Below are 22,452 nucleotides of genomic sequence, written 5' to 3'. Positions count from 1 at the left end.
CTCAAGTCTTAAAAAATTCCATACTACTTATCACATCAAACAGCATATTAGCTTTTTATTGCACTAAACAATGAATTATAAAAAATCAATATTAATTCAAAGAACTCTTCATTTTTACGATTCTCTGATAGGCTTCATCAATTCTATGTTCAGAAATCTCCCCTGATTGCACTTTTTGTTCAATCATATCAATTATTTCTTTTGAACCCTGGAGCTTTTCCACTAATTGATTACCAAAAATTAGCATATCTGCTCCTGCATTAATTGAAAGAGTAACAGCAGTATCTAATCCATAATAATTAGTTATTGCCTTCATCTGCATGTCATCTGTAACAACTACTCCATCAAATTTTAAATCGTGGCGCAATAATCCATTAATAACATGATAAGAAAGACTAGCAGGAAGTCCTGTCGTATCCAATTTTCTATTCACAATATGAGCTATCATGACCATATTGCAATGGTTAGGCTGCGAAAGCATCTGCAAAAAAGGAATTAACTCTCGTTCACTCCAAGTATCACTCACATCCACAAAACCTAAATGCGAATCCGATAAAGAACTTCCATGGCCCGGAAAATGTTTATAGGAACATTGGATTTGATGTTTTATAAATTGTTGAGTATAAAGTTGAGCATATTGAGTAACCATTTCGGGTACCGAGGAGAAACTTCTATTCTTTTTACCTATGATTGGATTATCAGAATTGACATTGACATCCAATTCAGGAAAAAAATTCAAATTAAATCCGGCGGATTTTAAAGTATTTGCCATTAATTCAGCAGAAGAATTAGCAAGCTCTAAAGGCATAGATCCCACGTCTTTTGCTGAGGGCATTTCGGGAAATCCATAACGTGGATGCAAGCGATTAACTTCCCCGCCTTCATAATCCACTGAAATTAATAATGGCAGATTGTCTCTACGATGTTTTCTGTTTGCTATTTGAGTTATTTTTTGTAATTGATTATTTAATTCTTTGACTTGTTTGGGGTTCTCTATGTTTTTATCAAAAGTTTGTGATTGCTGATTAAAATCAAATAAAATAACCCCTCCAATATTGTCCTGCTCTATTGATTGGGCAATAGGCGATTTCTCATCAATCACTTTACCATGAAACCCCATTATCAACATCTGCCCAATTTTATCTCTTAAACTCACTGCGGTAGCATGAAAACTGATAGTTATTAAGATAAGAAAAAAGGATAAGGTAATGTACTTGATTTGCAATTGTAATCTCATTTGATAACTTCAACTTAGTATAACTCAGCACATATTATATATATTGAGACCAATTGAATCAAATATTAAACAAAAATAAATAATACACGCTACTGTCGCGGCTCAGATTATAGTCCTGTCCGAGCCCTGACCATGAGGGAAAGGATGGCTAAAATATAGTCAATCCATCGCAACACATAGTAGTTCCTATAATTTAGACTCGTCCGCGTTAACCGGCTTCAATTACACCAACTACTCTTGTGAGGCCGAACTATTTAATTTTGAATTAATTAACAGGATTACACCACTGCCAATAAAACAGCTGTCAGGTAATTCCCTTCCGGAAAGGAAGCCAATGTTGGATGACAACTCGCAGGCCCATAGACACCTAAAATACGAGCCTGCTTTCCCATCGCAGAAGCCTGAGCACTTACTAAAGAACAAAAATCCTGGGACGACAATGCTGAGGAACAATTGCATGTCATCATTAAAGATCCTGACCTCATATATTTAAATGCTTCTCTATGTAAAAATCGGTAATAATTTTTGGCTTGTTGCAAATGTTTTTGTGAAGGAACCAATTTTGGTGGGTCAAGAATAACAACATCATACTCCCCAGCCATTTTCAGATACTCCCTGGCATCTGCTTTGATGAATTCAATAGTATTCAAGTCATTTAAAACAGCATTATTTTTAGCCTGTTCTATTGCCTGTGCTGAGCTGTCTACTGCGGTAACATGAAGCGCCCCGGCTTTCGCTGCATGCAAGGCAAACCCTCCTGTAAAAGTATAAAGATCCAAAACTCGTTTACCTCTGGATAATTGTGCCATTCTCCTATGATTTTCTCTTTGATCAAGAAACAAGCCTGTTTTTTGAGTATGTGCAAATTCAATCTGGTATCTTACCCCTTCTTCTAAAACCTGAGTGCTCCTTTGGAGTTTCTCCAATTGAATTTCTTTCCAACCATCTTGAGATAAAGGCCTGCTTTGAGGAATCCAAATAATTTGATTTTTAGGGAATAACTCTTGTAATACTTGCACAATAATAGACTTATTTAACTCTACCCAATAAGCAGAACTCGCTACGACGCAGTATTGATTAAAGCAATCAATTGTTAAGCCCGAGAGTCCATCTGCTTCACTATTGAGCAATCGATAAGCATTTGTCTGATCATTTGGCAAATCAAGACATTGCCTTACCAAACTGGCTTGCCTCATTCTATGGGTAATCAAAGATTTGTAATTCGATCGATCTATCTGTTCAGCAGACAGGGCAAGAACTCTTACCCTATATAACGAATGCTCATTATAGGCCCCCACGCCCAAATTCACACCATCAGAACTCATAATCTCAACTAATTCACCTGTAATTAACTTCCCTGAATACTGAGCTATGGCCTTGGGAAAAATCCATGGATGCCCTCTTAATACTGTATTTTGTTTTTCTGCAACTAAAGTAACTTTCGCTTTCATTTTCTATTTCCCAAAAACCAAAAGTCAGTTAATCTACACTATCAAGAGTTATACCTGCAATGGAAAAAAGGACAAACATGCGGCAATTGATAAAATACTTGGCCATTTTTATATGTTTATTTATGCTAAAAATTTCTCATGCTGGACCATGGTTTACTGGCCCCCTACTGGCGCCAGCCGGACATACAGTTCCAAATGGCCATACTAATATAGAGGTTTATGGTATTGATGTCTTTACTAATGGACAATACAACGCTGCTGGGCAATTAGTGCATACGCCCTCGTTTAGAACCTTTGCAGCCAATCCAATACTTACCCATGGTTTTACTGACTGGTTGGATGTACAGTTGACTGTGCCTTACTTGTTCAACTCGACACGTGGAGTGCACCACAATCGTTTGGCTGATGTTTCAACGGCACTGGGGATACAATTGCTAGAACAAAAAGGTTCCCCAAAAAGAATTGATTTTCGTGTCCTTTTGCAAGAAACCATACCAACGGGACGTTATGATCATTTGAATCCGGCTTTATTTGGCACTGATGCAACTGGCCTCGGAAGCTACCAGACTTCGGTGGGTTTAAACTTTCAATATTTGTTGCAAATTTTTAAAACCCATTATCTAAGAACACGGCTCATTGCATCCCGCCTCTTTTCCAGTAATGTTCATGTGGATGGGCTGAGCAGTTATGGGGGCTCAATAAATACTCACGGCGACATTAAGCCAGGTATTGAAAATAACATTGATTTGGCCTTTGAATTCACTCTAACCCAGCATTGGGTGGCAGTAATGGAAGGTTATGTATCAACTGGTAAGGCCAGTCGATTTAATGGTATTTTAAACATTAACAGTGTTGGAAGCCCTCCTGTCAATGTTAGCGATCTGGATGCCACGCCTGCAAGTATTGGCAGTGGTTCATTTAGAGAAGAAGCACTTGCTCCAGCAATAGAATATAACTTCAATGAAAACATTGGAGTCATTGGCGGGGTTTGGTTCCCCGTAAGTGGAATAAATACTTCGCATTATATAACTTATATGCTGGCTATTAATGCCTTTTGGTGATAATAAATGCCTTACTCGTCTTATGAAATGAAAAAAAACAGGTTCACTTATGGCCTTGCTATTGGAGCTTTAGGTGTTGTATTTGGCGATATAGGCACTAGCCCACTCTACGCGCTAAAAGTTACTTTATCAGGTATTCCTATTAATCAATTTAATATACTAGGAGTATTATCCCTGATTTTTTGGTCATTGATCATCGTTGTTTCTTTTAAATATTTAATCATTATTTTTCGAGCAGATAACGATGGGGAGGGAGGAATTTTAGCCCTGCTTGCCTTAATGAAACACAAGAGTACCAAGTATCAACCTATATTTTACATAATTGCCATATTTGGCGCAGGGCTGTTGTTAGGTGATGGGATGCTCACACCAGCCATTTCCGTTATCAGTGCCGTAGAAGGTATTGGAACTCTTTCAGATAAATTGTCTCCTTATGTACTGCCAATAGCCTCTTTAATCCTTATTTTACTTTTCACTATACAAGCCAAAGGCACAGCAAGTATAGGTTATCTTTTTGGCCCACTTATATTTATTTGGTTTTTAACTATAGCAATACTTGGACTATTACAAATCGCAGAGCATCCTGTAGTATTGAAGGCAATCAATCCCTATTATGCTGTTGCATTTTTAGTTGACGAAGGCTGGAAAGGATACCTTTTGTTGGGAGGTATTTTCCTTGTAGTAACAGGAGGAGAAGCCCTATTTGCAGATATAGGTCATTTTGGTAAAAACCCAATCAGAGCCAGTTGGTTTTTTGTGGCATTACCCTGTCTATTAATCAATTATTTTGGCCAAGGGGCTAACTTGATCGTGCGCCCTGAGGCAATAAGTAATCCTTTCTATATGATGGCGCCTCCTTGGTTTTATCTGCCTTTAATCATTATTGCAACCGTAGCTACAGTGATTGCATCCCAAGCTGTGATTTCTGCCACTTTTTCTTTAACTAAACAAGCCGTATTGCTGGGCTTATGCCCAAGAATTCCAATTATCCAAACTTCCATGTTGCATTCCGGACAAATCTATGTTCCACAAATTAACTTTATTTTATTTATAGGCACCATGGCTCTTACCTTGGCTTTCAAAACATCGGATAACATGGCTCATGCTTACGGAATTGCTGTGAACCTTGAAATGCTTTTAGTTGATTCCATGGTCGCTTATGCCGCCATCTCAATATGGGGATGGTCAAAACTTAATGTTACTGCCCTCTTTGGTGTATTTCTTTTGATTGATTTTGCTTTTTTAGGAGCTAATGCACATAAATTCATTACTGGTGGTTGGGTTCCAATCGTTTTAGCTTTATTTATAGCCTTCATTATGTACAGTTGGCGATATGGACTAGAATATTTAAGAGATAATTTTTACATGAACAAAGAAGATATCTCTAAAATTCTAAAACAGTTGCAATATAAAAGTTTAAATCAGTTGCCTGGAGTTTCTGCAATTTTTATCACCGATGTTTATGATAAGAGTGGCGGCAGTTTTCTCCATTTTCTAAAACTAAACCGTTCGGTGCCGGAAAATGTTTTAATTGTAAATTATATTGTTGATAACATTCCTTATATTCACTACAGCCAACGCTATGAAATTGTCTGCCTTGATGAAACTGTATGCAAATTGGTAATACATTATGGTTTTATGGAAACCATTAATATTCCCAGAAGTTTAGAAAAAGCCTGTGATAAAAACTTGCTTCCATTCAAATTAAATGTTGATACAGCAACGTTTATGGTAGAAATACCTAATATTATGGCTTCAAAACAGAAAAGATCACTAAGCTTTTACTGGCAAGAAAAACTCTTTGCTTTTTTGATGCGTAATTATTCGGCCAATTTAAATATTGAATTCTATAAACTACCTTACAATAGAACTATCGCAATAGGAACTTATTGTATTTTATAAGTTTTATAACCATTCATCATAATTTTAAAATCCTGGTGAAAAGTCAAATTTGAGTGCTAATTGAATAGTTACCAAGTTTTAGACTAATCATCGCAGCAGTAAACATTCCATGATAACATAATGGATTTATTGTAAGGACAGAATATGTGGTTTAATAACGCACTTATATTTCAATACAAACTAGATGATGGGTTTGATTTAAATGCTTCCTTAAGTGAAGAAGCACTTAAGCCCTGCCCCCCACACGCACGCTTTATCTATGGCTGGATTCCAGCATTTGACCAGGAAATGGTTCATGAGGTTGCGGGTAGTTCCCTGATTTGCCTAGGTAAAGAAGAACGAATCCTCCCTCGAGGAGTCATTAATAAAATGCTCGGAGAAAAAATTCAACAAATTGAGTTGGCACAAGGTCGACAGATAAAGCGATCGGAAAAGGCTCAAATAGCCGAAGATCTTGAGTTTGAATTATTGCCAAAATCTTTTTGCGTTCAAAAAAAACTGTTAGCTATTCTTGACAGTGTTAGTCAAAGATTAATTATTAATACTTCGAGCAATAACCAGGCGTCTCAGCTTACCTCTTTTTTACGCAAATCAATTCCTGGAATTGTGATAGAGCCCTTATGCTTCTCTGAAAATCTCTCTTTACGATTTGCGGAATGGATTCACTCTCCAGCAACTCTCCCTGATGATTTTCAATTAGCCTCTGATTGTTTGCTTTTTTCTCTTGAGGACGATAAAAAACGGGTTCATTGCAAAGGTTATGAATTACCTGCGGAAGAAATATTAACTTTACTAGCTCAAAACATGGCTACAGCAGAAATCTCATTAATTTGGAAAGAGCGAATTCAATTGACTTTAACTCATGATTTTACTTTTAAAAAACTGAAAACCCTTGACTACCTGATTGATGATTTTAATGAAATCAAACAGCTTGAAGAAGAATATCAAAAACAAGATGCTGCCCTAACCTTATTAGGTGGTGAATTAAGGGAGCTAACAAACGCTCTAATGAAGGCATTTACCAAGAATACTCAACTGAGCCCTGCTCAAATTGAAACAGCCGTTGAAAATTGCCCAGCATAAAATAATACTCCTAAATTCGACAGTTGAATCGTAGCGAAAACAGCTTTAAAATTCAGGGCAGTAGCTATTCGCTACGGCTTCAACTACTTTTTCCAGGATTATTAATCGATAATCCCTTTTTATTATTCTATTTGACGGAAACTCAAAATGTCTTCCCCCAATACTGATGTCATTAAAAAATTATTAGAAGAAAAGAATCAATTAGTACACTCTCAGTCCTCAGAAGCCCATGATTATGCCGGTGTCAAGCAGCGTGTGCTGCAATTGGAGTTAGAGAACGAGATAGCGTACTTATCTCAGCTTCTTGAAAACCCTGACACATTCGAAGCCCGGTTTAAAGAACGATGTACCCAAAGAGAAGAGGGTACAGTCGATGCCATTGGTTTTAAGCAAATATCGTCTACTGCAACCAATCAACTATATTGGGAAATAGCAGAGCTTGTTTTTAAACCCCAAAGCATGTCCGACATGCTGGCTATCATAGTGCCGCAGGTGAAAAAACACCTTCGAATAACGCTTCCACAAGACATCACATTCTCAGGCTCATTTAAAGCAGCATTCAAAGACATAGAGCCCGTTTTGGACTTAAAAAAAGATATATCGGATTTAACAAACCAAGCATTTCTATCGGATTTGTCTAATTATGTGATAAGCGGAGAGATGATTTTTGATACGCGATCTATACAAAATTTCCCGCTACGCAGTCATGTCAAATTATATGAATACTTAAAGAAAGATTATCCCGAGATTGGTAATGCATTGTATGAACATAACCATGCGCTAAGAACCTTAAAGGATGGCATCGCTCTTTTTAAGAATCAAGGGACGACCCCTAAGGAAGCCCTGGAACTGTTAATCAAAGGATTGACTCTGGGTGGAGAAAGGATGACGAGCAGTGAATATGCAAGCCGAACTGCTGTTGAAGCCATTGATATGTTTTTTTCTTTTATGGAAAGCCTGCCTTCCGAAACGCAAAATCATTTAAGAAACGCTCAAGGCAATCATGGCAGCTTAGGCAGCATCATCGATAATGAGCTAAAAAAAGGGACTTGTGTTGAAACAGCGGCCATGCATTTACGCTCTGTCGTAGAAGCCAATCAAAACACACCGCTATTCAATCAATCCGCTCACATGACTCAAGAAAGCCTGAAGCAACTGGAAAAAAAATACAAACAGATTGTTCCCCTGCAAGACGATACAGGCTATCTCAAATTGCCTGAAGGACTCATTAAAAAAGCCATTCAAGGGATTGCGCCCAAGAACTCATCCGAATTCATCAGTCTGATTATGAATTTCCCGCCTGCCTTATATGGGGAATTGTTAAACAATATCAAACTCACGGAACCCGATAAGGCATTAGACGATGTGGCCGAGTTAATCAAACGCAAATGGCTGACCGCTGAACAAGTGGATGCACTGGCCTCTGCCGTCAACAGTTACTACAAGGAACTTAACTCAAATGGAGATATTCTGCATTGGGCAGTGCTAACAAACAATGCCTTGTATGTAACCAAAGCTTTCGAATCCATACCTGAAAAGCAGAGATTGGATGCCGTTAAGGTTCAAGATGGATTTGGTAATACGTTGTTGCATTATGCAGCAGACAACTCAGAATCCCTTAAAACCATTTTTGAACATATTCTTGAGCAAGATAGATTGGATGCCGTTAAGGTTAAAAATAATGATGGTCAGACGCTATTGCATTATGCAGCAGACAACCCTGAATCTATTAAAGCCATTCTTGAGTTTATTCCTGAGCAAGATAGATTGGATATAGTTAAGGTCCAAGATGAAGATGGTAATACGATATTGCATAATACAGCAAACAACCCGGCATCCCTTAAAATCATTTTTGAGTTTATTTCTGCAAAAGATATATTAAGTGCAGTTAAGTTGGAAAATATATATGGTAATACGGCGTTGCATTATGCAGTAATGAGCCCGGAATCTCTTAAAGCCATTCTTGAGTCCTGCTCTGAACAAGATAGATTAGATGCAGTTAAGGTTCAAGATGAAGATGATAATACGGTGTTGCATTATGCAGCAAGCAACCCGGAATCTCTTAAAACCATTCTTGAGCTTCTTCCTGAACAAGATAGATGGGATGCGATTAAGATTAAAGATGCAGTGGGTAATACGATGTTGCATGATGCAGCCGACAACCCGGAATCTCTTAAAACCATTCTTGAGTTTATTCCTGAACAAAATAGATTGGAAGCCGTTCGGGTTAAAAATAATGATGATAATACGGTGTTGCATAAAGCAACACTCAAACCGGGATCCCTTAACACCATCCTTGAACTGATTCCTGAACAAGTTAGATTGAATGCGGTGAAGATTCAAGATGAATATGGTTATACAGTGTTGCATTATGCAACAGACTATCCAGAATCCCTGAAAACCATTCTTGAGCTTCTTCCTGCACAAGACAAATTGGATGCTGTTAAAGTCCAAGATAATTATGGTCATACGGTGTTGCATGATGCAGCAGACAACCCGGAATCTCTTAAAACCATTCTTGAGCTTCTTCCTGAACAAAAGAGATTGGATGCTGTTAAAGTCCAAGATAATTATGGTCATACGGTGTTGCATGATGCAGCAGACAACCCGGAATCTCTTAAAACCATTCTTGAGCTTCTTCCTGAACAAAAGAGATTGGAGGCCATTAAGGTTGAAGATAAATATGGTAGAACGGTGTTGCATAATGCAGCAGGCAACCCGGAATCCCTTAAAACCATTCTTGAGCTTCTTCCTGAACAAGACAGATTGGATGCCGTTAAGGTTAAAAATATATTTGGTGGTACGATGCTGCATGCCGCTGCAAACAATCTGAAATCACTTAAAAACATTCTTGGACTTATTCCTGAACGAGATAGACTGGATGCCGTTAAAGTTCAAGATATGTTTGGTAATACGGTGTTACATAAAGCAGGAGACAACCAGAAAGCCCTTAAAACCATTCTTGATTTTCTTCCTGAACAAGATAGATTGGATGCGGTTAAGGTTAAAAATATTGCTGGCATGTTACATGCTGTAGAAAAAAAGCTGGAATTCCTTAAAACCATTCCTGGGTTTATTCCTGAACAAGATAGATTAAATACAGCGACGAATACACCTAAACCAGAACAGCATCCTCTTCCACAGGAAACCCGAACTAATAATACTCTGTCAAAAGATAAAAAGGATAAATTTGAATCAAATCCAGAACATCTTGATATAAATAAAAAAATACGCTTAATAAAAAAGCACTTTGAGGAACAGAAAGGATTACTCAATGTGATTGATCGCCTAGAGCGAGGCAGCAAAAGTTTTAACCCTTACTGGATGAATAGTAGCAGAAAACTGAATCGCATCCTCGATTGTTTAATGCAATCGATAAAAGAAGACAGTGATGTAGGTGCCCTATTATCCGACCCCAAAAGTGATTTATCACAAGCCATCAACATGAGACGATTACCATCGTTTAGTTTCTTTAGCTTATGTCAGGAAAACCCTGTCGTTAAATCCAGAGAAATAATTAATAGAAATGAAAATAGGGAAAAATGCGCACTATAATCCTGGAAAAAAGTTGAAGCCTACTGCACAAGGCAAGGCAATGTCTTTTATATCGCTAAAACATCAATAACAATAGATCTCTTGAAAAACGTAAAGGTTTTCGAGGTGCGGGGTTTACATAGAGTAAATGAGCACCGTAGAAACCTTTACAATACTGCAATAATATAAAAGAGGCAGGTTATGCAAGAGGTCTAATAGATAAGTAATAAGACCTCGATTACGAATTAATTCTTACCATATTGGAAGTATGATAAGTGGCCTGATACACGGCCATAGCATCGTCAGCTGCCTTATTTAGACCAAGTGCCTTATTCGCTTCATACATAATAGCTAAAGCTTTTTGCGCACTGGGGGCTTGAGGATAGTTTTTTACTAAATAGCCAGCCCTTTCAATAGCAGCCACATACATCTTACGTTTAAAGTAATATTGTGAAACATTCAATTCATGCTGGGCAAACATATTACGTAAATAAATCATACGCTGTAGCGCATTAGCTTTATATTTACTGCCTGGAAATCTCTGAATCAAGGTAGCAAAATCAACAAAGGCTTGAGTCTGAGTTCCGGGATCGCGCCATGACTCATCCATGGGCAGCATTTTAGCGAATACACCCCGTGTTTGCTGGAAATTTGCTAACCCTTTCATGTAATAAGCGTAATCAACATTTTTTGCTCGTGGATACAGATGAATAAATCGCTCGGCAGTTGCTGCGGCAGAAGGGTAATCTTCATCTTGATAATAGGCATAGATGAGTTGCATTTGTGAACTTTCAGTATAATCACTAAAAGGATACATAGACTCAATCGCTTCAAGCTGTTTGGACGCAGTGGCATACTCCTCTTTCTTCAAAGATTTTTGCGCTGCGACATAGAGTTGCTTAGCGGTCATGCCCTTGTATGGGCTATTATCCTCATCATCCTTACCCCATTTAGCACAGGATGATATCGAAACAACCAAGCTAACAAGAAATAACACATGAATTCGTTTCATAAAGCACACCTATCAGTTATATCTGCTGCATTCACAAGAACAGCGACTGGAAAATTTGAGACATTATACCTAGGACTAGTTAATTTGCGAACAACCTATTATTCTTTTATTTATCTATTAAAAAAACATTTGCAAAATGAAAGGTGTTAAGATAGTATTCTCGCCCGGAGAGATGGCAGAGTGGTCGATTGCGGCGGTCTTGAAAACCGTTGAAGGGCAACCTTCCCAGGGTTCGAATCCCTGTCTCTCCGCCAAGTGTCTTTACCCTAATATGCTAAAGCAACCAACTAATTAAATTGGACCAAAAAATCACAAAGCAAAGGATTTGAGAGTATACCCATCGAATAGTTTGATGTTTATTCCAGGAAAATATCTTTTCTTTCACAGAGCTTGTTAAAAACCTTTGCTTGGAGAGTAAAAGATCTGCTTAAGTCACATACCTAAGATTTCATTACATATCTTTGTTGGATTACCTTCTCGACTTCTTCGATACCAAAACCCAGACTCTCTTGCTTGGCAGCCCACATTGAAAATCTGTTTTTTGCGACAGCAGTATCTTGAACACCCTTATCTTGTAGCCATAAAGCATGAGCTACGCTTTCCGGAGTAAGAGGCTTCTTCTTATTGACTCTTATACCCGATAAAAATTCAGGCTTGTCTGGTTTCAGGAAATCAGAAAGATTGATTTGCTTCTGTAAGTTTTTTTCTGCACTAACCAATTGATTCTTGTGATCAATTCTTAATCTCTCTACTTTACCTGAATAACGAGATACTTCTTTAGCATGTTCCTTTTCGTTTATATAAATATCAATCCCGGCAGCTGCCACCATAGTGCCTAATGCAGCACCTGCTGCAATAAGGGCAATTCCAACCGGTGCAAGAATTCCGGTCAAAGACAACGCTACTCCAACCCCAATCATTAGGCCTAGAAAGACACCAAATCCCAAGGATCCTTTATTTCTACTAAAAAATCCTCCTTTATTAGGGGTGGGTAATTTGTTCAATTCTACTTGTAAATTATGATTTGTTTTGTCTTTATCTATGTAATATTGTTTTACAACAGGATTGGTTTCGTAATAGCTCTTAACCTTCTGCTCAACTCTCCTGGCTTCGAATTGACTCAACAGCACAATATTGCCATTATCTTGGTGTGTTCCATCAAATTTTATAGACTGCGCATCTGATTTTATTTTTTGAGCCAGTGCTCTAAAAGTATTGGCTAACTCAGGATTCCTCCTTTGATCTGAAGCGAACATTTCAATCTGAGCATAACGCTTGGAAATTTGATTTAAAATGTTGTTTATCTCAACTGCTGTTTTGGTTATAGAGGGTCTTTTACTTAAGGATAAAGCAATCTTGTTAGATAGCTCACTTAAATGTTGCTCATAATTTCCATCCTTGAAAAAATCAATCTCTTCAATCATGCGAGTTTTAACTGAAGTAATATAATGTTTTAATTCTTCATCATTTGTTTTCTCTGCCAATTCGATAAAGATATTTAATTGCGCTGATTTTGAGTCACGATCATCAATATTACAATTTCCTTTAATCCTGGAGTGCAATTGTTGAATATAATTAGAATTGAGTGATCCATCCTGGTTAAAGACTCCTTTAATTAAACTGGTCACTTTATCATTCTTGATTATTGCTTTTAATTCTTTTTCAATCGCAGCAGGATTGTCCATATCCACTGTAGTCTGGGCTTGAGAAACAACATAATTAGGAGAGGCTAAAACGGACACTTTCCTGTCCTTATAGTTACCAACAGTATTTTGGATAACTGAAATAATCCAACCTTTGTGTTTTCCCTCGCTATCACCATTTGGGGCCGCTACGAGAGAAAACCCAGCAGGTTGACCATCTGAATTCCTATAAGAAAAACAAATTTTTGTAGTATCTCTTGTCACTTCAATAAAAGCTTGAGGATCTTTTTCAGACAAAGGCAGCGAAAAATGTGTGGTTTGAAGAATTTCGCCTAGCGCAGCGCCTGTGTTATCTCCTTGTGCAAAAGAGGGATAAACCCCTTCTGATAATTCCATTTCGCCCTGTGGATTGGTCGTTAACCAATCGGATTTTAATTGTGAGGTAGTCAGTCCATCAAAATCCACATAACAAGTTCTTTCAAGATCCTTATCAATTTGCTCAATCGTTTTGGCAACAACTTTTTTCTGTGTTTCAGTCTGTTTCCAAACTTCCTCAGGAATTAATTCAGAAGATTTCTCTAAAAATATACTTTCAGGCAATGAGAATACTTTGGGGATTTGTCGATATGTTAAATTAAATTTTTTAATACCAGGCATAATTTACCCCAAACTTGACGATATAACTCATTATATATTTTATTTATTAAGAAAATATTACGCGCCGTTCGGGTGAAAATTACTCATATGGATTGTTTAAAATAAAATAAACTAAATAAGTTCATAGCCTGGGAAAAATCGATCTCCCACGCTTAGAAGGAGGTTTATCCCGTGTTACACTCCGTTTCACACGGGCTACAAATAACCATTTAATTAAAAGTCATCATTATGCTTTTTATACACTTCATCCGTTGCTTTCAATGATTCCAAAAGCCGTTTCATTTTACCTAATGGCCAACTGTTTGGACCATCGCTCAATGCTTTATCTGGATCAGGGTGCGTTTCCATGAATAATCCCGCGATGCCCACAGCAACTGCCGCTCTTGCCAGGGCTGGGATAAACTCCCTTTGTCCACCAGATACACCATTATTGCCCCCAGGTAATTGCACGGAATGTGTCGCATCATAAACCACAGGACAACCTGTTTCCCGCATAATGACCAGAGAACGCATATCAGAAACCAAATTATTATAGCCAAAGCTTACACCACGCTCACAAGCCATAATCTGATCATTACCTTCTGCCTTTGCTTTAGTAATCACATGCTTCATTTCCCAAGGAGCGAGAAATTGCCCTTTTTTAATATTAACGGGCTTATTCATTGCAGCGACTTTTTGGATAAAATTGGTTTGTCGGCATAAAAAGGCCGGTGTTTGTAATACATCAACGACACTGGATACTTCAAATAAAGGCGTATCCTCATGAACATCAGTCAAGACAGGGACACCTATTTGTGATTTGACTTTTTCAAGAATCAATAACCCTTTTTCAAATCCAGGTCCTCTGTAACTGGAAATGGATGAGCGATTCGCTTTATCAAAAGAAGACTTATAAATAAAGGGAATATTCAATTGGCCGCACATTTCCTTTAAATAACCTGCCGTTTCTAAAGCCAATTCTTCGCTTTCAATAACACAGGGACCAGCGATCAAAAATAAAGGTTTATCCAGACCTACTTCAAAACCACATAATCTCATTTTTTGTCCTTTTCTTGATGATGAATGCGAGCAGCAAGAACAAACTCTTTAAAAAGAGGATGGCTATCTCTGGGGTTTGATGTGAATTCAGGGTGAAATTGACAGGCTAAGAACCAGGGATGATCTGCTAATTCGATCATCTCGACTAATGTATTATCTGCTGAGCGACCTGAAATAATTAAACCATGTTTCACCAGACTATCAACATACTTGTTATTGACTTCATATCGATGACGATGACGCTCTATGATTTGTGGCTTACCATAAACCTTTCTTGCAAGAGTCCCTTCTTCCAGATGACAATATTGCCCTCCCAGACGCATGGTTCCACCCAAATCGGTGTTTTCGTCCCGAAGCTGCTTACTACCATCAGCATCCATCCACTCATTGATCAAACCGAGTACTGGATACAATGTTTCTTTATTAAATTCGGTTGAATTAGCGCCCGCTAAACCTACCACATTTCTGGCAAATTCAATCACAGCAGTTTGCATCCCAAGGCATATCCCCAGGAAAGGAATTTTATGTTCACGAGCGTATTCAATAGCCTTAATTTTTCCCTCCACTCCTCTTTCACCAAAACCACCAGGTACAAGAATAGCATCAACGGACTCAAGCAATAAGGCTCCATGTTTTTCTATTAATTCAGCATCAAAATAAACAATTTCTACTTTTGTTTGAGTATGAATTCCGGCATGCAATAGAGCCTCATTAATCGATTTATAGGCATCATTCAATTCAGTATACTTACCCACCATGGCTATTTTTACCATCATGGTTTGAACTGCTTGCATATCGACTACTCTTTGCCACTCACTCAAATCAGCTTGCTTCGCTTCCAGACTCAATTTCTTGACCACAATTTCATCCAAATGCTGGGCATGTAAAATCATAGGTATTTGATAAATACTTTTTGCATCCTCAAGAGAAATCACTGCCTCTTTTTCAACATTGGTAAACAATGCGATCTTGGCCCTATCAGACATAGATAATGGTTTTTCCGAACGACAAATCAGCACATCAGGTTGAATACCAATGGAACGTAATTCTTTCACAGAGTGTTGAGTTGGTTTGGTTTTGGTTTCTCCGGAAGTGGGTATGTAAGGAACCAGAGTAAGATGAATAAATATTGCTCGTTGTGAACCTAATTCAATACGCATTTGCCTAATTGCTTCAAGAAAAGGCAAAGATTCAATATCTCCAACGGTTCCTCCAATTTCAACCATAGCCACATCAAAGGCATCAGCACCTAATTTAATACAACGTTTTATTTCGTTAGTAATATGAGGAATCACCTGTACTGTTCCACCAAGATAATCCCCTTTTCTTTCTTTCTTAATCACATTTTCGTAAATTTTGCCCGATGTAAAATTATTGCGCTTAGTCATTGTCGTTTTAACAAAACGCTCATAATGCCCCAGGTCTAAATCCGTTTCCGCTCCATCATTGGTCACAAAAACTTCTCCATGTTGAAATGGACTCATGGTTCCAGGATCAACATTAATGTAGGGATCAAGCTTTATCAACGTCACACGAAGACCGCGAGCCTCAAGAATAGCTGCAAGAGATGCGGCCGCTATGCCCTTCCCTAAAGAAGACACAACTCCGCCAGTAATAAAAATATATTTTGTCATTTTTTTAGGCCCCGCTCAAAATGCCGAATCCACCAGTTTGGTGTTCAATTTAATTTGCATGTAAACGGGATTTAATTCTATCAAAATGAAAATATAAATAACAGAAATTTGAAGAAAATTAATAGAACTATTGCAATTGCTGCTTAATGGAATACATAGAAACAGCACAATCTATCGCATCTCGTCCCTTATGCCCATGTTCACCACCCACTCTGTCCAAAGCTTGTTTTTCATTTTCGGTGGTCAATACTCCAAAGATAACTGGTATGTTGTAATCCAACATGACCCTTAGACATCCCTGACTGACCTGATCACAAACATAATCATAATGAGAAGTTTCACCGCGAATGACTGCACCAAGTGCAACAATGACCTCGGCTTGCCTTTTTTTAGCTAATAGTTGCGCAACCAAAGGAATTTCCACAGCACCAGGAACTTCAACCAAAGTGATTTCATCCGATTTAAAACCTAGTTCTTCAAGCCTCTCTAATGCACCTTTTTTTAATGCAGAAGTTATCAAATCATTAAAAGTACTCACAACTACAGCTATTGGAAACGTTGTATTATTATCATCAATAATTGTTTTTATTTCTTTCATCTTTATTGTCCTAATCTATGGCTAATAAATGTCCCAGCTTGTTTTTTTTGGTTTTTAAATAACCACGATTTTCATTGGAAGGCTCTACTTCCAAAGGAACACGTTGAGTGACCTTCATTCCATAACGCTCGAGAGATGCAATTTTTGAAGGATTATTAGTTAACATCCTTAATGCCTCGACTCCAAAATATTTAAGTATTTGGTAGGCAACCGCATAATCTCTGTCATCCGCCGGTAATCCCAGCTTAAGATTAGCCTCCACCGTATCAAGGCCTTGCTCTTGTAAAGAATAAGCTTTCAATTTATTTGCCAACCCTATTCCACGGCCTTCCTGGCGTAAATAAATCAATATGCCACCTTCAGCTCCAATTTGGGACAAGGACGACTCCAGCTGCTTTCCGCAATCACATTTTCTAGAACCAAAAACATCACCGGTGATACATTCTGAGTGAATTCGAACCAAAGGCACTTGATTCCCATATAAAGGGGGCTTAACCAAAGCAAAATGTTCGGCGGAATCTATTTGATTATCAAAAACGGTCATAGTAAAGACGCCATTCTCTTCTAAAGGAATACGAGTAGTGGCCACAGCATTCACAAGATTCTCATGGCGAATTCTGTAATCTATTAAGTCCCTAATGGTCACTATAGGTATTTGATGTTTTTTAGAAAAAGGAATCAGCTCCTCTTGCCTGCTCATTGTTCCATCTTCATTAATGATTTCACAAATCACTGCTGCCGGTGTTAATCCAGCCATTTTTACCAAATCAACACTGCCTTCTGTTTGCCCTACTCTTTCCAGTACGCCTTTTTTTCTGGCACGTAATGGAAAAACATGGCCAGGAGAAATAATATCTGACGGTCCGCTTTTTGGATCAATTGCTACTTTAATTGTTTGAGCTCTGTCGCGCGCTGATATACCAGTGGAGACACCATGAGCAGCCTCAATTGAAACAGTAAATGCCGTTCCATAAGGTGACTTGTTATTTTGTGCCATCATAGGTAATTGAATTTTATCTACTAGTTCTTCTGCCATAGGTAGACAAATTAAGCCGCATCCAAAACGAGACATAAAATTAATTGCTTCAGGAGTCGCATGCTCTGCAGCAATCACCAAATCCCCTTCATTTTCTCGATCTTCATCATCCATTAGAATAATCATTTTACCGGCTTTAAGTGTTTCCACTGCCTGTTCTATTGTTGCTAATGAATGTTTCATGACTCTACCTCATGGTTCAATTTCCCGGCAATTTGCAACTGATGGGCTACAATACGGGTAAGATAATCAAATTCTATATTTACTTGCTGACCAACTCTCAACGATCCCATATTAGTCATCAATAGTGTGTGTGGTACCAACATTAACCCAATGGTTTGTTCTAACATTGAATTTATGGTCAAACTTACCCCGTTTACTGTGATGCTGCCTTTTGGGATCAGATAAAACATATGGTCTTGAGTAAAACCCCCTAAGTCCATTGCAATGAACTCATTTATGGAGTGAATGGATTTAACCTTGGCCTTGGTATCCACATGGCCAGATACATAATGTCCACCAAATCTTGTGGATGCCAACATGGCTCTCTCCAGGTTAACTGCATCCCCAGATGACAAATCAGCTAATGTGGTAACATCCAGAGTTTCAGGCGAAATATCAAAACTCAAATCATTTGAATCCGATGGTAACAGCGTTAAACAAACACCATTCACGGCAATACTTTCACCGGGTTTCAATCCCTCAAAAGCTGAAGAAATAACTAAACGATTGGAATTCTCTCGCTTACTATTTATTAATACTTTACCAGTAGTTTCTATCAATCCAGTAAACACTCATCCTCCTGCCAATCCAGACATGCTATCATATTGTCTCCCATAGCCTTCCAACTCACTGTATGAGCTTTTTTGAAAATCCCATGCTGTTGATAAGCTGATATGGCCTGATGTCCCAAACTGTCAGGGACTATATACAAATACGTTCTGTGTACCAATCCTTCCAGATGCAATGTAGAAAAAATAGCCCCACCAGCTTCGACCCATACGTCATGGTAGCCCAATTCACCAAGATGAGTAATTATAGCGTTTAAATCCATAAAATCATTTTTCAATGAAATAGCGCAATGAGTGCTATTAGGATAAATTTTATCCTGGTTTGCCTGTGTTTGATGGTAAATATGGCAATGTTTAGCTGTTGAAAAAATCTTAGCGTCATCAGCCAAATCTAAATTGCGATCAATAATTGCGACTGGTTTTGCTATCTCCTGCTCCTCTAACCTGACGTTCATTCTCGGGTTATCTCGCCGGATTGTCTTGGCACTTGTTAATATCACATCGCTAGCAGCACGCATTTGATGAGTAAACTGTTCACATAATCTATTAGACAAAACCACACGCTCTCCCACAGCTCGCCCGATTTTACCATCTAAAGTTTGTGCTATTTTGACGGTGACTCTTGGTTTATGTGTCACAGTCCAATAAGCATAGCTTTTATAGAACTCATCGATTATAGTCATAGGAACATGTGTGACTTGTATTCCATGTTCATGCAACTGTGCTGTGGTGTTATTTTTGGCAACAATAGGATTTGGATCAAAATAGGAAAAAATAACTTCTTCTATGCCATGGCGAATAATAGCATCAACACAAGGTGGCGTCTTGCCCCAATGATTACATGGCTCAAGCGTGACATAGAGCTTCACCCCTGGTGTTTGAGGTGTGATTTGTGATAACAATAATTGTTCTGCATGTGGGGTACCTGCACCTCTATGCCATGCCTGTGCTATAATATTGCCATTTTGCACAGCAACCGCCCCAACGCTGGGATTGGGGGCACAAAAGCCTCTCCCCAGTTTGGCTTGTTCAAGTGCTGCAAGCAGAAACTGTTCGTGCATAGATTAACCACCTTTTAAATGTGGTCGAATGATAACAAATTATTCAAATATTGAGTAGCCTAATGATTAAATTGAATTTAAATTATAAGCTAAGGACACAAAGCACATTGTCCAAATTGCTTCATTGGGGCTTGGGGATCATGATCTGCTTTTTGGCGCAGGCATCCAATATAGGAAGTTTGTCACCTTATACAACCAAAGAACTTGAACAATTAGAACGAGAGTTCATTCAACTTATTAATCAATCGGATAGCGTAGAACGCAATCCATTGGCCAGTCAATACATAAACCACATAGGCAAGAAACTTGCACTTTATGGCCGCATCAAAACTCCATACTTTTTTATTGTTAAGTCAAAAGAAATCAATGCGTTTGCCGGCCCAGGGGGATACATTGGCATCAATACCCAACTTATTTTAACCACCAGCAATGAAAGTGAACTTGCTGCAGTAATGGCTCATGAAATTGCACATGTTCGCTTACATCACCTTTATAGCATCATAGAACACCAAAAACAGATGCGTATTCCATTATTAGCATCCATTCTGGCTTCAGCAGCTTTGGGAGTTCTAAATCCAACGGTTGGTATGGGTGCTATGATGGCTTCTATTTCAGGCTTTTCCCAGGACAATATCAATTTTACGCGATCCAAAGAAAAGGAAGCGGATAGAATTGGTATCGATATGCTTATCAAGGCAGGGTTCAATCCTAAAGGGATGGCAGCATTTTTTAATAAGATGCAAGAAAATTCTCGCTACTATTACACTGCCAATATTCCTGCAATACTTCGCACCCATCCTCTCGATGCTGATAGAATAGCAGAGGCAGAAAGCCGAACTACTCATTTACCGAAAAAGCAATACACTGATTCTCTGGATTATACATTATTCAAAGAATTAATCAGAGTTTCCGTGGCTTCCAACAACAAACAAATTCTCGACTATTATGAACACCATTGCCATAAAAAAAATTCGAGTACTGCCTGTCAATATGGCTATGTTCTCGCTTTGCTAAATAATAATAATTTTCAGAAAGCGGTAGACAAGATAAGACCCTTATTAAGTCAAGATAATAGCAATCTCTATTTTCAGATAGCCATGTCTCAAGCAGAATTAGGCTTATTACAATATCAATCGGCACTTGGTCGTCTTGCCGAGTTACAAAATAACTTTCCTGATAACTATGCTACTTTAATGGCGTATGCTCAAGGGTTACTGAGTGCTAATCAACCTGAAAAAGCAACTTCCATTCTTCTAAAAGGCAGTAGACAATATAAGGAAGATTTACCTCTTTGCAGAGAACTGGCCAGAGCGCAAGCTGAATCCCATCATAAAAGTTATGCTTATTTTACCCAGGCGCAATGTTTACTGCTTGAAGGACAAAAAAGAGGCGCTATTGCTCAATTAAAGGTAGCACAGAAACTGGCTAAAAAAGATCCCTATTTATCAGCAAGAATTTCAGCAAAAATTGATGAAATACAATTTATGGTAGAAAATTAGTCCAAATATAGACTTATTTTAAAATATAGTCTATATTTAGACTATGATCTAACAAAATGGAATTCGTCATGATTCCTATACAAACCTATAATAATTTAACCAGGAACCACGTTCAAACGGCGTTTAAAGTAATTTTAAACATATTTGATAAATGGAACTGTACAACAGAAGAAGCCCTCACACTGCTTGGTTTAAAGCGCTCAACCTGGTTTAAATATAAAAATTCCCCGGAGCAGGCTTCTTTCAGTCATGATTTGATTGAGCGTATCTCATATATATTAAATATTCATGCTGCTTTACGAGTTTTATTTTCCAATCAGGAATCTGTTTATCAATGGGTAAGAAAACCCAATAAAGCCCCCTTTTATAATGGCCGATCAGCTATGGATATTATGATGCAAGGACGTGTTGTTGACTTATGGGCTGTTGCCAGTAGACTTAACGCAGAACGTGGTGGAAAAGCGTAATGATCTCAATGGATTCCTTAAACAGAATATACTTCGACAAACAACGCTGTTTTCGCCTCATCCCTTCCCAATTTCCTCCTATTCATTTATTTGAAGATGTAGCCAATGCCGATGAATTTGAAGCACTATACACGGTACAGATGATTACAAACCCCAGAATTCAGGATGAAATTGGTCAAATTGATTTAGTACCAAAGGATCAACGCGTATACGCAGTACCGGGGTGTGGTTATATCATGGCCGCTTTTACTCATATTAACCCCGATGGCAGTCGATTTTCCAATGGGGATTATGGCGTATATTATGCTTCCGACTCCATTTCTACGGCAATCGCTGAAACCATATATCATAAGGAACAATTCCTATCCTATACCAATGAACCCGCTCAAGAATTAGATATGCGCAGCCTAATCGCGGATTTTAGTGCTGAATTATTTGATTTAACCCTTTTAAATAAACAATCCGATCCTCTTTATGCCAAAAATGATTACCGAATCAGTCAGGAGTTGGGAGCACAAATAAAACAAAATCAAAAAGATGGATTGATTTATCATTCAGTAAGAACTCAGGGAGTTAATTTTGCTTTGTTTAAACCAAACATTATTAACAAATGCCAGCAAGGGGCACATTTTAGCTATGTATGGAATGGTAGAACAATTGAAAGCGTGTATCAAAAAGTGCTAAGAGGCCAAACAGAAATCACGAATATCTAAACCAAGACAGAGAGCATATTAATCTTTCAGATAAC

17 protein-coding genes and 1 tRNA gene are annotated in these 22,452 nt (G+C 38.2%); 8 read left to right on the top strand and 10 right to left on the bottom strand.

Features of this window, described 5'->3' with window-relative positions; all coding sequences use genetic code 11:
* Positions 1-91: 91 nt before the first annotated feature.
* Together ACZ5EK_RS06395 and ACZ5EK_RS06390 are read right to left on the bottom strand one after the other, a co-directional pair.
* Entirely contained in the window at positions 92-1,237 is a 1,146-nt protein-coding gene (locus ACZ5EK_RS06395) for a glycoside hydrolase family 3 protein (protein ID WP_464432000.1), read from the bottom strand.
* A 278-nt stretch (positions 1,238-1,515) separates the two neighbouring features.
* Positions 1,516-2,688: a class I SAM-dependent rRNA methyltransferase gene (locus ACZ5EK_RS06390; protein ID WP_464431998.1), complete on the bottom strand. Its 1,173-nt coding sequence runs from the start codon at positions 2,686-2,688 to the stop codon at positions 1,516-1,518.
* A 77-nt stretch (positions 2,689-2,765) separates the two neighbouring features.
* Here ACZ5EK_RS06390 and ACZ5EK_RS06385 point away from each other — a divergent pair, with 77 nt between their 5' ends.
* The 4 genes from ACZ5EK_RS06385 (at position 2,766) to ACZ5EK_RS06370 (ending at position 10,289) form a co-directional block, all read left to right on the top strand.
* Complete coding sequence (locus ACZ5EK_RS06385) at positions 2,766-3,749, top strand: hypothetical protein (RefSeq protein WP_464431996.1); 984 nt, start codon at positions 2,766-2,768, stop codon at positions 3,747-3,749.
* A 27-nt stretch (positions 3,750-3,776) separates the two neighbouring features.
* Positions 3,777-5,651, top strand: coding sequence for a potassium transporter Kup (locus ACZ5EK_RS06380; RefSeq protein WP_464432464.1), 1,875 nt, complete (start codon positions 3,777-3,779; stop codon positions 5,649-5,651).
* A gap of 144 nt (positions 5,652-5,795) precedes the next feature.
* Positions 5,796-6,734 (top strand): recombination-associated protein RdgC, encoded by a 939-nt coding sequence (locus tag ACZ5EK_RS06375; RefSeq protein WP_464431994.1) that lies wholly within the window; start codon positions 5,796-5,798, stop codon positions 6,732-6,734.
* A 147-nt stretch (positions 6,735-6,881) separates the two neighbouring features.
* Entirely contained in the window at positions 6,882-10,289 is a 3,408-nt protein-coding gene (locus tag ACZ5EK_RS06370; RefSeq protein WP_464431992.1) for an ankyrin repeat domain-containing protein, read from the top strand.
* Between the two features lie 217 nt (positions 10,290-10,506).
* Here ACZ5EK_RS06370 and ACZ5EK_RS06365 read toward each other — a convergent pair whose 3' ends face one another.
* Positions 10,507-11,280: an outer membrane protein assembly factor BamD gene (locus ACZ5EK_RS06365; protein ID WP_464431990.1), complete on the bottom strand. Its 774-nt coding sequence runs from the start codon at positions 11,278-11,280 to the stop codon at positions 10,507-10,509.
* Between the two features lie 166 nt (positions 11,281-11,446).
* Here ACZ5EK_RS06365 and ACZ5EK_RS06360 point away from each other — a divergent pair.
* A tRNA-Ser gene (locus ACZ5EK_RS06360) sits at positions 11,447-11,534 on the top strand.
* A 186-nt stretch (positions 11,535-11,720) separates the two neighbouring features.
* Here ACZ5EK_RS06360 and ACZ5EK_RS06355 read toward each other — a convergent pair.
* The 7 genes from ACZ5EK_RS06355 to ribD all read right to left on the bottom strand — a co-directional run bounded on the left by ACZ5EK_RS06355 (position 11,721) and on the right by ribD (position 19,738).
* Positions 11,721-13,580 carry a Dot/Icm T4SS effector RavS gene (locus ACZ5EK_RS06355; RefSeq protein ID WP_464431988.1) on the bottom strand — a complete coding sequence of 620 codons (1,860 nt, stop codon included), beginning with the start codon at positions 13,578-13,580 and terminating at the stop codon, positions 11,721-11,723.
* 213 nt (positions 13,581-13,793) lie between these two features.
* The gene (gene kdsA, locus ACZ5EK_RS06350; protein WP_464431986.1) at positions 13,794-14,618 is read right to left on the bottom strand and encodes a 3-deoxy-8-phosphooctulonate synthase; all 825 of its coding nucleotides are present in this window, start codon (positions 14,616-14,618) and stop codon (positions 13,794-13,796) included.
* Positions 14,615-16,252 carry a CTP synthase gene (locus ACZ5EK_RS06345; RefSeq protein ID WP_464431984.1) on the bottom strand — a complete coding sequence of 546 codons (1,638 nt, stop codon included), beginning with the start codon at positions 16,250-16,252 and terminating at the stop codon, positions 14,615-14,617. The genes kdsA and ACZ5EK_RS06345 overlap by 4 nt, the downstream gene beginning before the upstream one ends.
* Positions 16,253-16,379: 127 nt before the next feature.
* A complete protein-coding gene (gene ribH, locus ACZ5EK_RS06340; RefSeq protein WP_464431983.1) occupies positions 16,380-16,850 on the bottom strand; it encodes a 6,7-dimethyl-8-ribityllumazine synthase in 471 nt (156 codons plus the stop codon).
* Between the two features lie 10 nt (positions 16,851-16,860).
* Positions 16,861-18,069, bottom strand: a complete 1,209-nt coding sequence (ribB, locus tag ACZ5EK_RS06335) for a 3,4-dihydroxy-2-butanone-4-phosphate synthase (RefSeq protein WP_464431982.1) — start codon at positions 18,067-18,069, stop codon at positions 16,861-16,863.
* A complete protein-coding gene (gene ribE, locus ACZ5EK_RS06330) occupies positions 18,066-18,680 on the bottom strand; it encodes a riboflavin synthase (RefSeq protein WP_464431980.1) in 615 nt (204 codons plus the stop codon). Before ribE ends, ribB begins: the two co-directional genes overlap by 4 nt.
* Positions 18,665-19,738, bottom strand: coding sequence for a bifunctional diaminohydroxyphosphoribosylaminopyrimidine deaminase/5-amino-6-(5-phosphoribosylamino)uracil reductase RibD (ribD, locus tag ACZ5EK_RS06325; protein WP_464431978.1), 1,074 nt, complete (start codon positions 19,736-19,738; stop codon positions 18,665-18,667). Before ribD ends, ribE begins: the two co-directional genes overlap by 16 nt.
* 62 nt (positions 19,739-19,800) lie before the next feature.
* Here ribD and ACZ5EK_RS06320 point away from each other — a divergent pair, with 62 nt between their 5' ends.
* From ACZ5EK_RS06320 to ACZ5EK_RS06310, 3 genes are all read left to right on the top strand, one after another.
* On the top strand, positions 19,801-21,237 hold the full coding sequence (locus ACZ5EK_RS06320; RefSeq protein WP_464431977.1) for a M48 family metalloprotease: 1,437 nt from the start codon (positions 19,801-19,803) through the stop codon (positions 21,235-21,237).
* Between the two features lie 68 nt (positions 21,238-21,305).
* Positions 21,306-21,704, top strand: coding sequence for an MbcA/ParS/Xre antitoxin family protein (locus tag ACZ5EK_RS06315; protein ID WP_464431975.1), 399 nt, complete (start codon positions 21,306-21,308; stop codon positions 21,702-21,704).
* A complete protein-coding gene (locus ACZ5EK_RS06310; RefSeq protein WP_464431973.1) occupies positions 21,704-22,417 on the top strand; it encodes an RES family NAD+ phosphorylase in 714 nt (237 codons plus the stop codon). The genes ACZ5EK_RS06315 and ACZ5EK_RS06310 overlap by 1 nt, the downstream gene beginning before the upstream one ends.
* Positions 22,418-22,452 lie beyond the last annotated feature (35 nt).

The organism is Legionella sp. JM-2024 (assembly GCF_055389095.1).
Note: the sequence above shows the minus strand (reverse complement) of the source record. Positions and strands in the feature narration are given on the sequence as shown.

What these genes read in the sequence shown, in the direction of transcription:
- ACZ5EK_RS06395 (WP_464432000.1), bottom strand. Translation starts at nt 1,237, where the DNA reads ATGAGATTACAATTGCAAATCAAGTACATTACCTTATCCTTTTTTCTT.
- ACZ5EK_RS06390 (WP_464431998.1), bottom strand. Translation starts at nt 2,688, where the DNA reads ATGAAAGCGAAAGTTACTTTAGTTGCAGAAAAACAAAATACAGTATTA.
- ACZ5EK_RS06385 (WP_464431996.1), top strand. Translation starts at nt 2,766, where the DNA reads ATGCGGCAATTGATAAAATACTTGGCCATTTTTATATGTTTATTTATG.
- ACZ5EK_RS06380 (WP_464432464.1), top strand. Translation starts at nt 3,777, where the DNA reads ATGAAAAAAAACAGGTTCACTTATGGCCTTGCTATTGGAGCTTTAGGT.
- ACZ5EK_RS06375 (WP_464431994.1), top strand. Translation starts at nt 5,796, where the DNA reads ATGTGGTTTAATAACGCACTTATATTTCAATACAAACTAGATGATGGG.
- ACZ5EK_RS06370 (WP_464431992.1), top strand. Translation starts at nt 6,882, where the DNA reads ATGTCTTCCCCCAATACTGATGTCATTAAAAAATTATTAGAAGAAAAG.
- ACZ5EK_RS06365 (WP_464431990.1), bottom strand. Translation starts at nt 11,280, where the DNA reads ATGAAACGAATTCATGTGTTATTTCTTGTTAGCTTGGTTGTTTCGATA.
- ACZ5EK_RS06355 (WP_464431988.1), bottom strand. Translation starts at nt 13,580, where the DNA reads ATGCCTGGTATTAAAAAATTTAATTTAACATATCGACAAATCCCCAAA.
- kdsA (WP_464431986.1), bottom strand. Translation starts at nt 14,618, where the DNA reads ATGAGATTATGTGGTTTTGAAGTAGGTCTGGATAAACCTTTATTTTTG.
- ACZ5EK_RS06345 (WP_464431984.1), bottom strand. Translation starts at nt 16,252, where the DNA reads ATGACAAAATATATTTTTATTACTGGCGGAGTTGTGTCTTCTTTAGGG.
- ribH (WP_464431983.1), bottom strand. Translation starts at nt 16,850, where the DNA reads ATGAAAGAAATAAAAACAATTATTGATGATAATAATACAACGTTTCCA.
- ribB (WP_464431982.1), bottom strand. Translation starts at nt 18,069, where the DNA reads ATGAAACATTCATTAGCAACAATAGAACAGGCAGTGGAAACACTTAAA.
- ribD (WP_464431978.1), bottom strand. Translation starts at nt 19,738, where the DNA reads ATGCACGAACAGTTTCTGCTTGCAGCACTTGAACAAGCCAAACTGGGG.
- ACZ5EK_RS06320 (WP_464431977.1), top strand. Translation starts at nt 19,801, where the DNA reads ATGATTAAATTGAATTTAAATTATAAGCTAAGGACACAAAGCACATTG.
- ACZ5EK_RS06315 (WP_464431975.1), top strand. Translation starts at nt 21,306, where the DNA reads ATGATTCCTATACAAACCTATAATAATTTAACCAGGAACCACGTTCAA.
- ACZ5EK_RS06310 (WP_464431973.1), top strand. Translation starts at nt 21,704, where the DNA reads ATGATCTCAATGGATTCCTTAAACAGAATATACTTCGACAAACAACGC.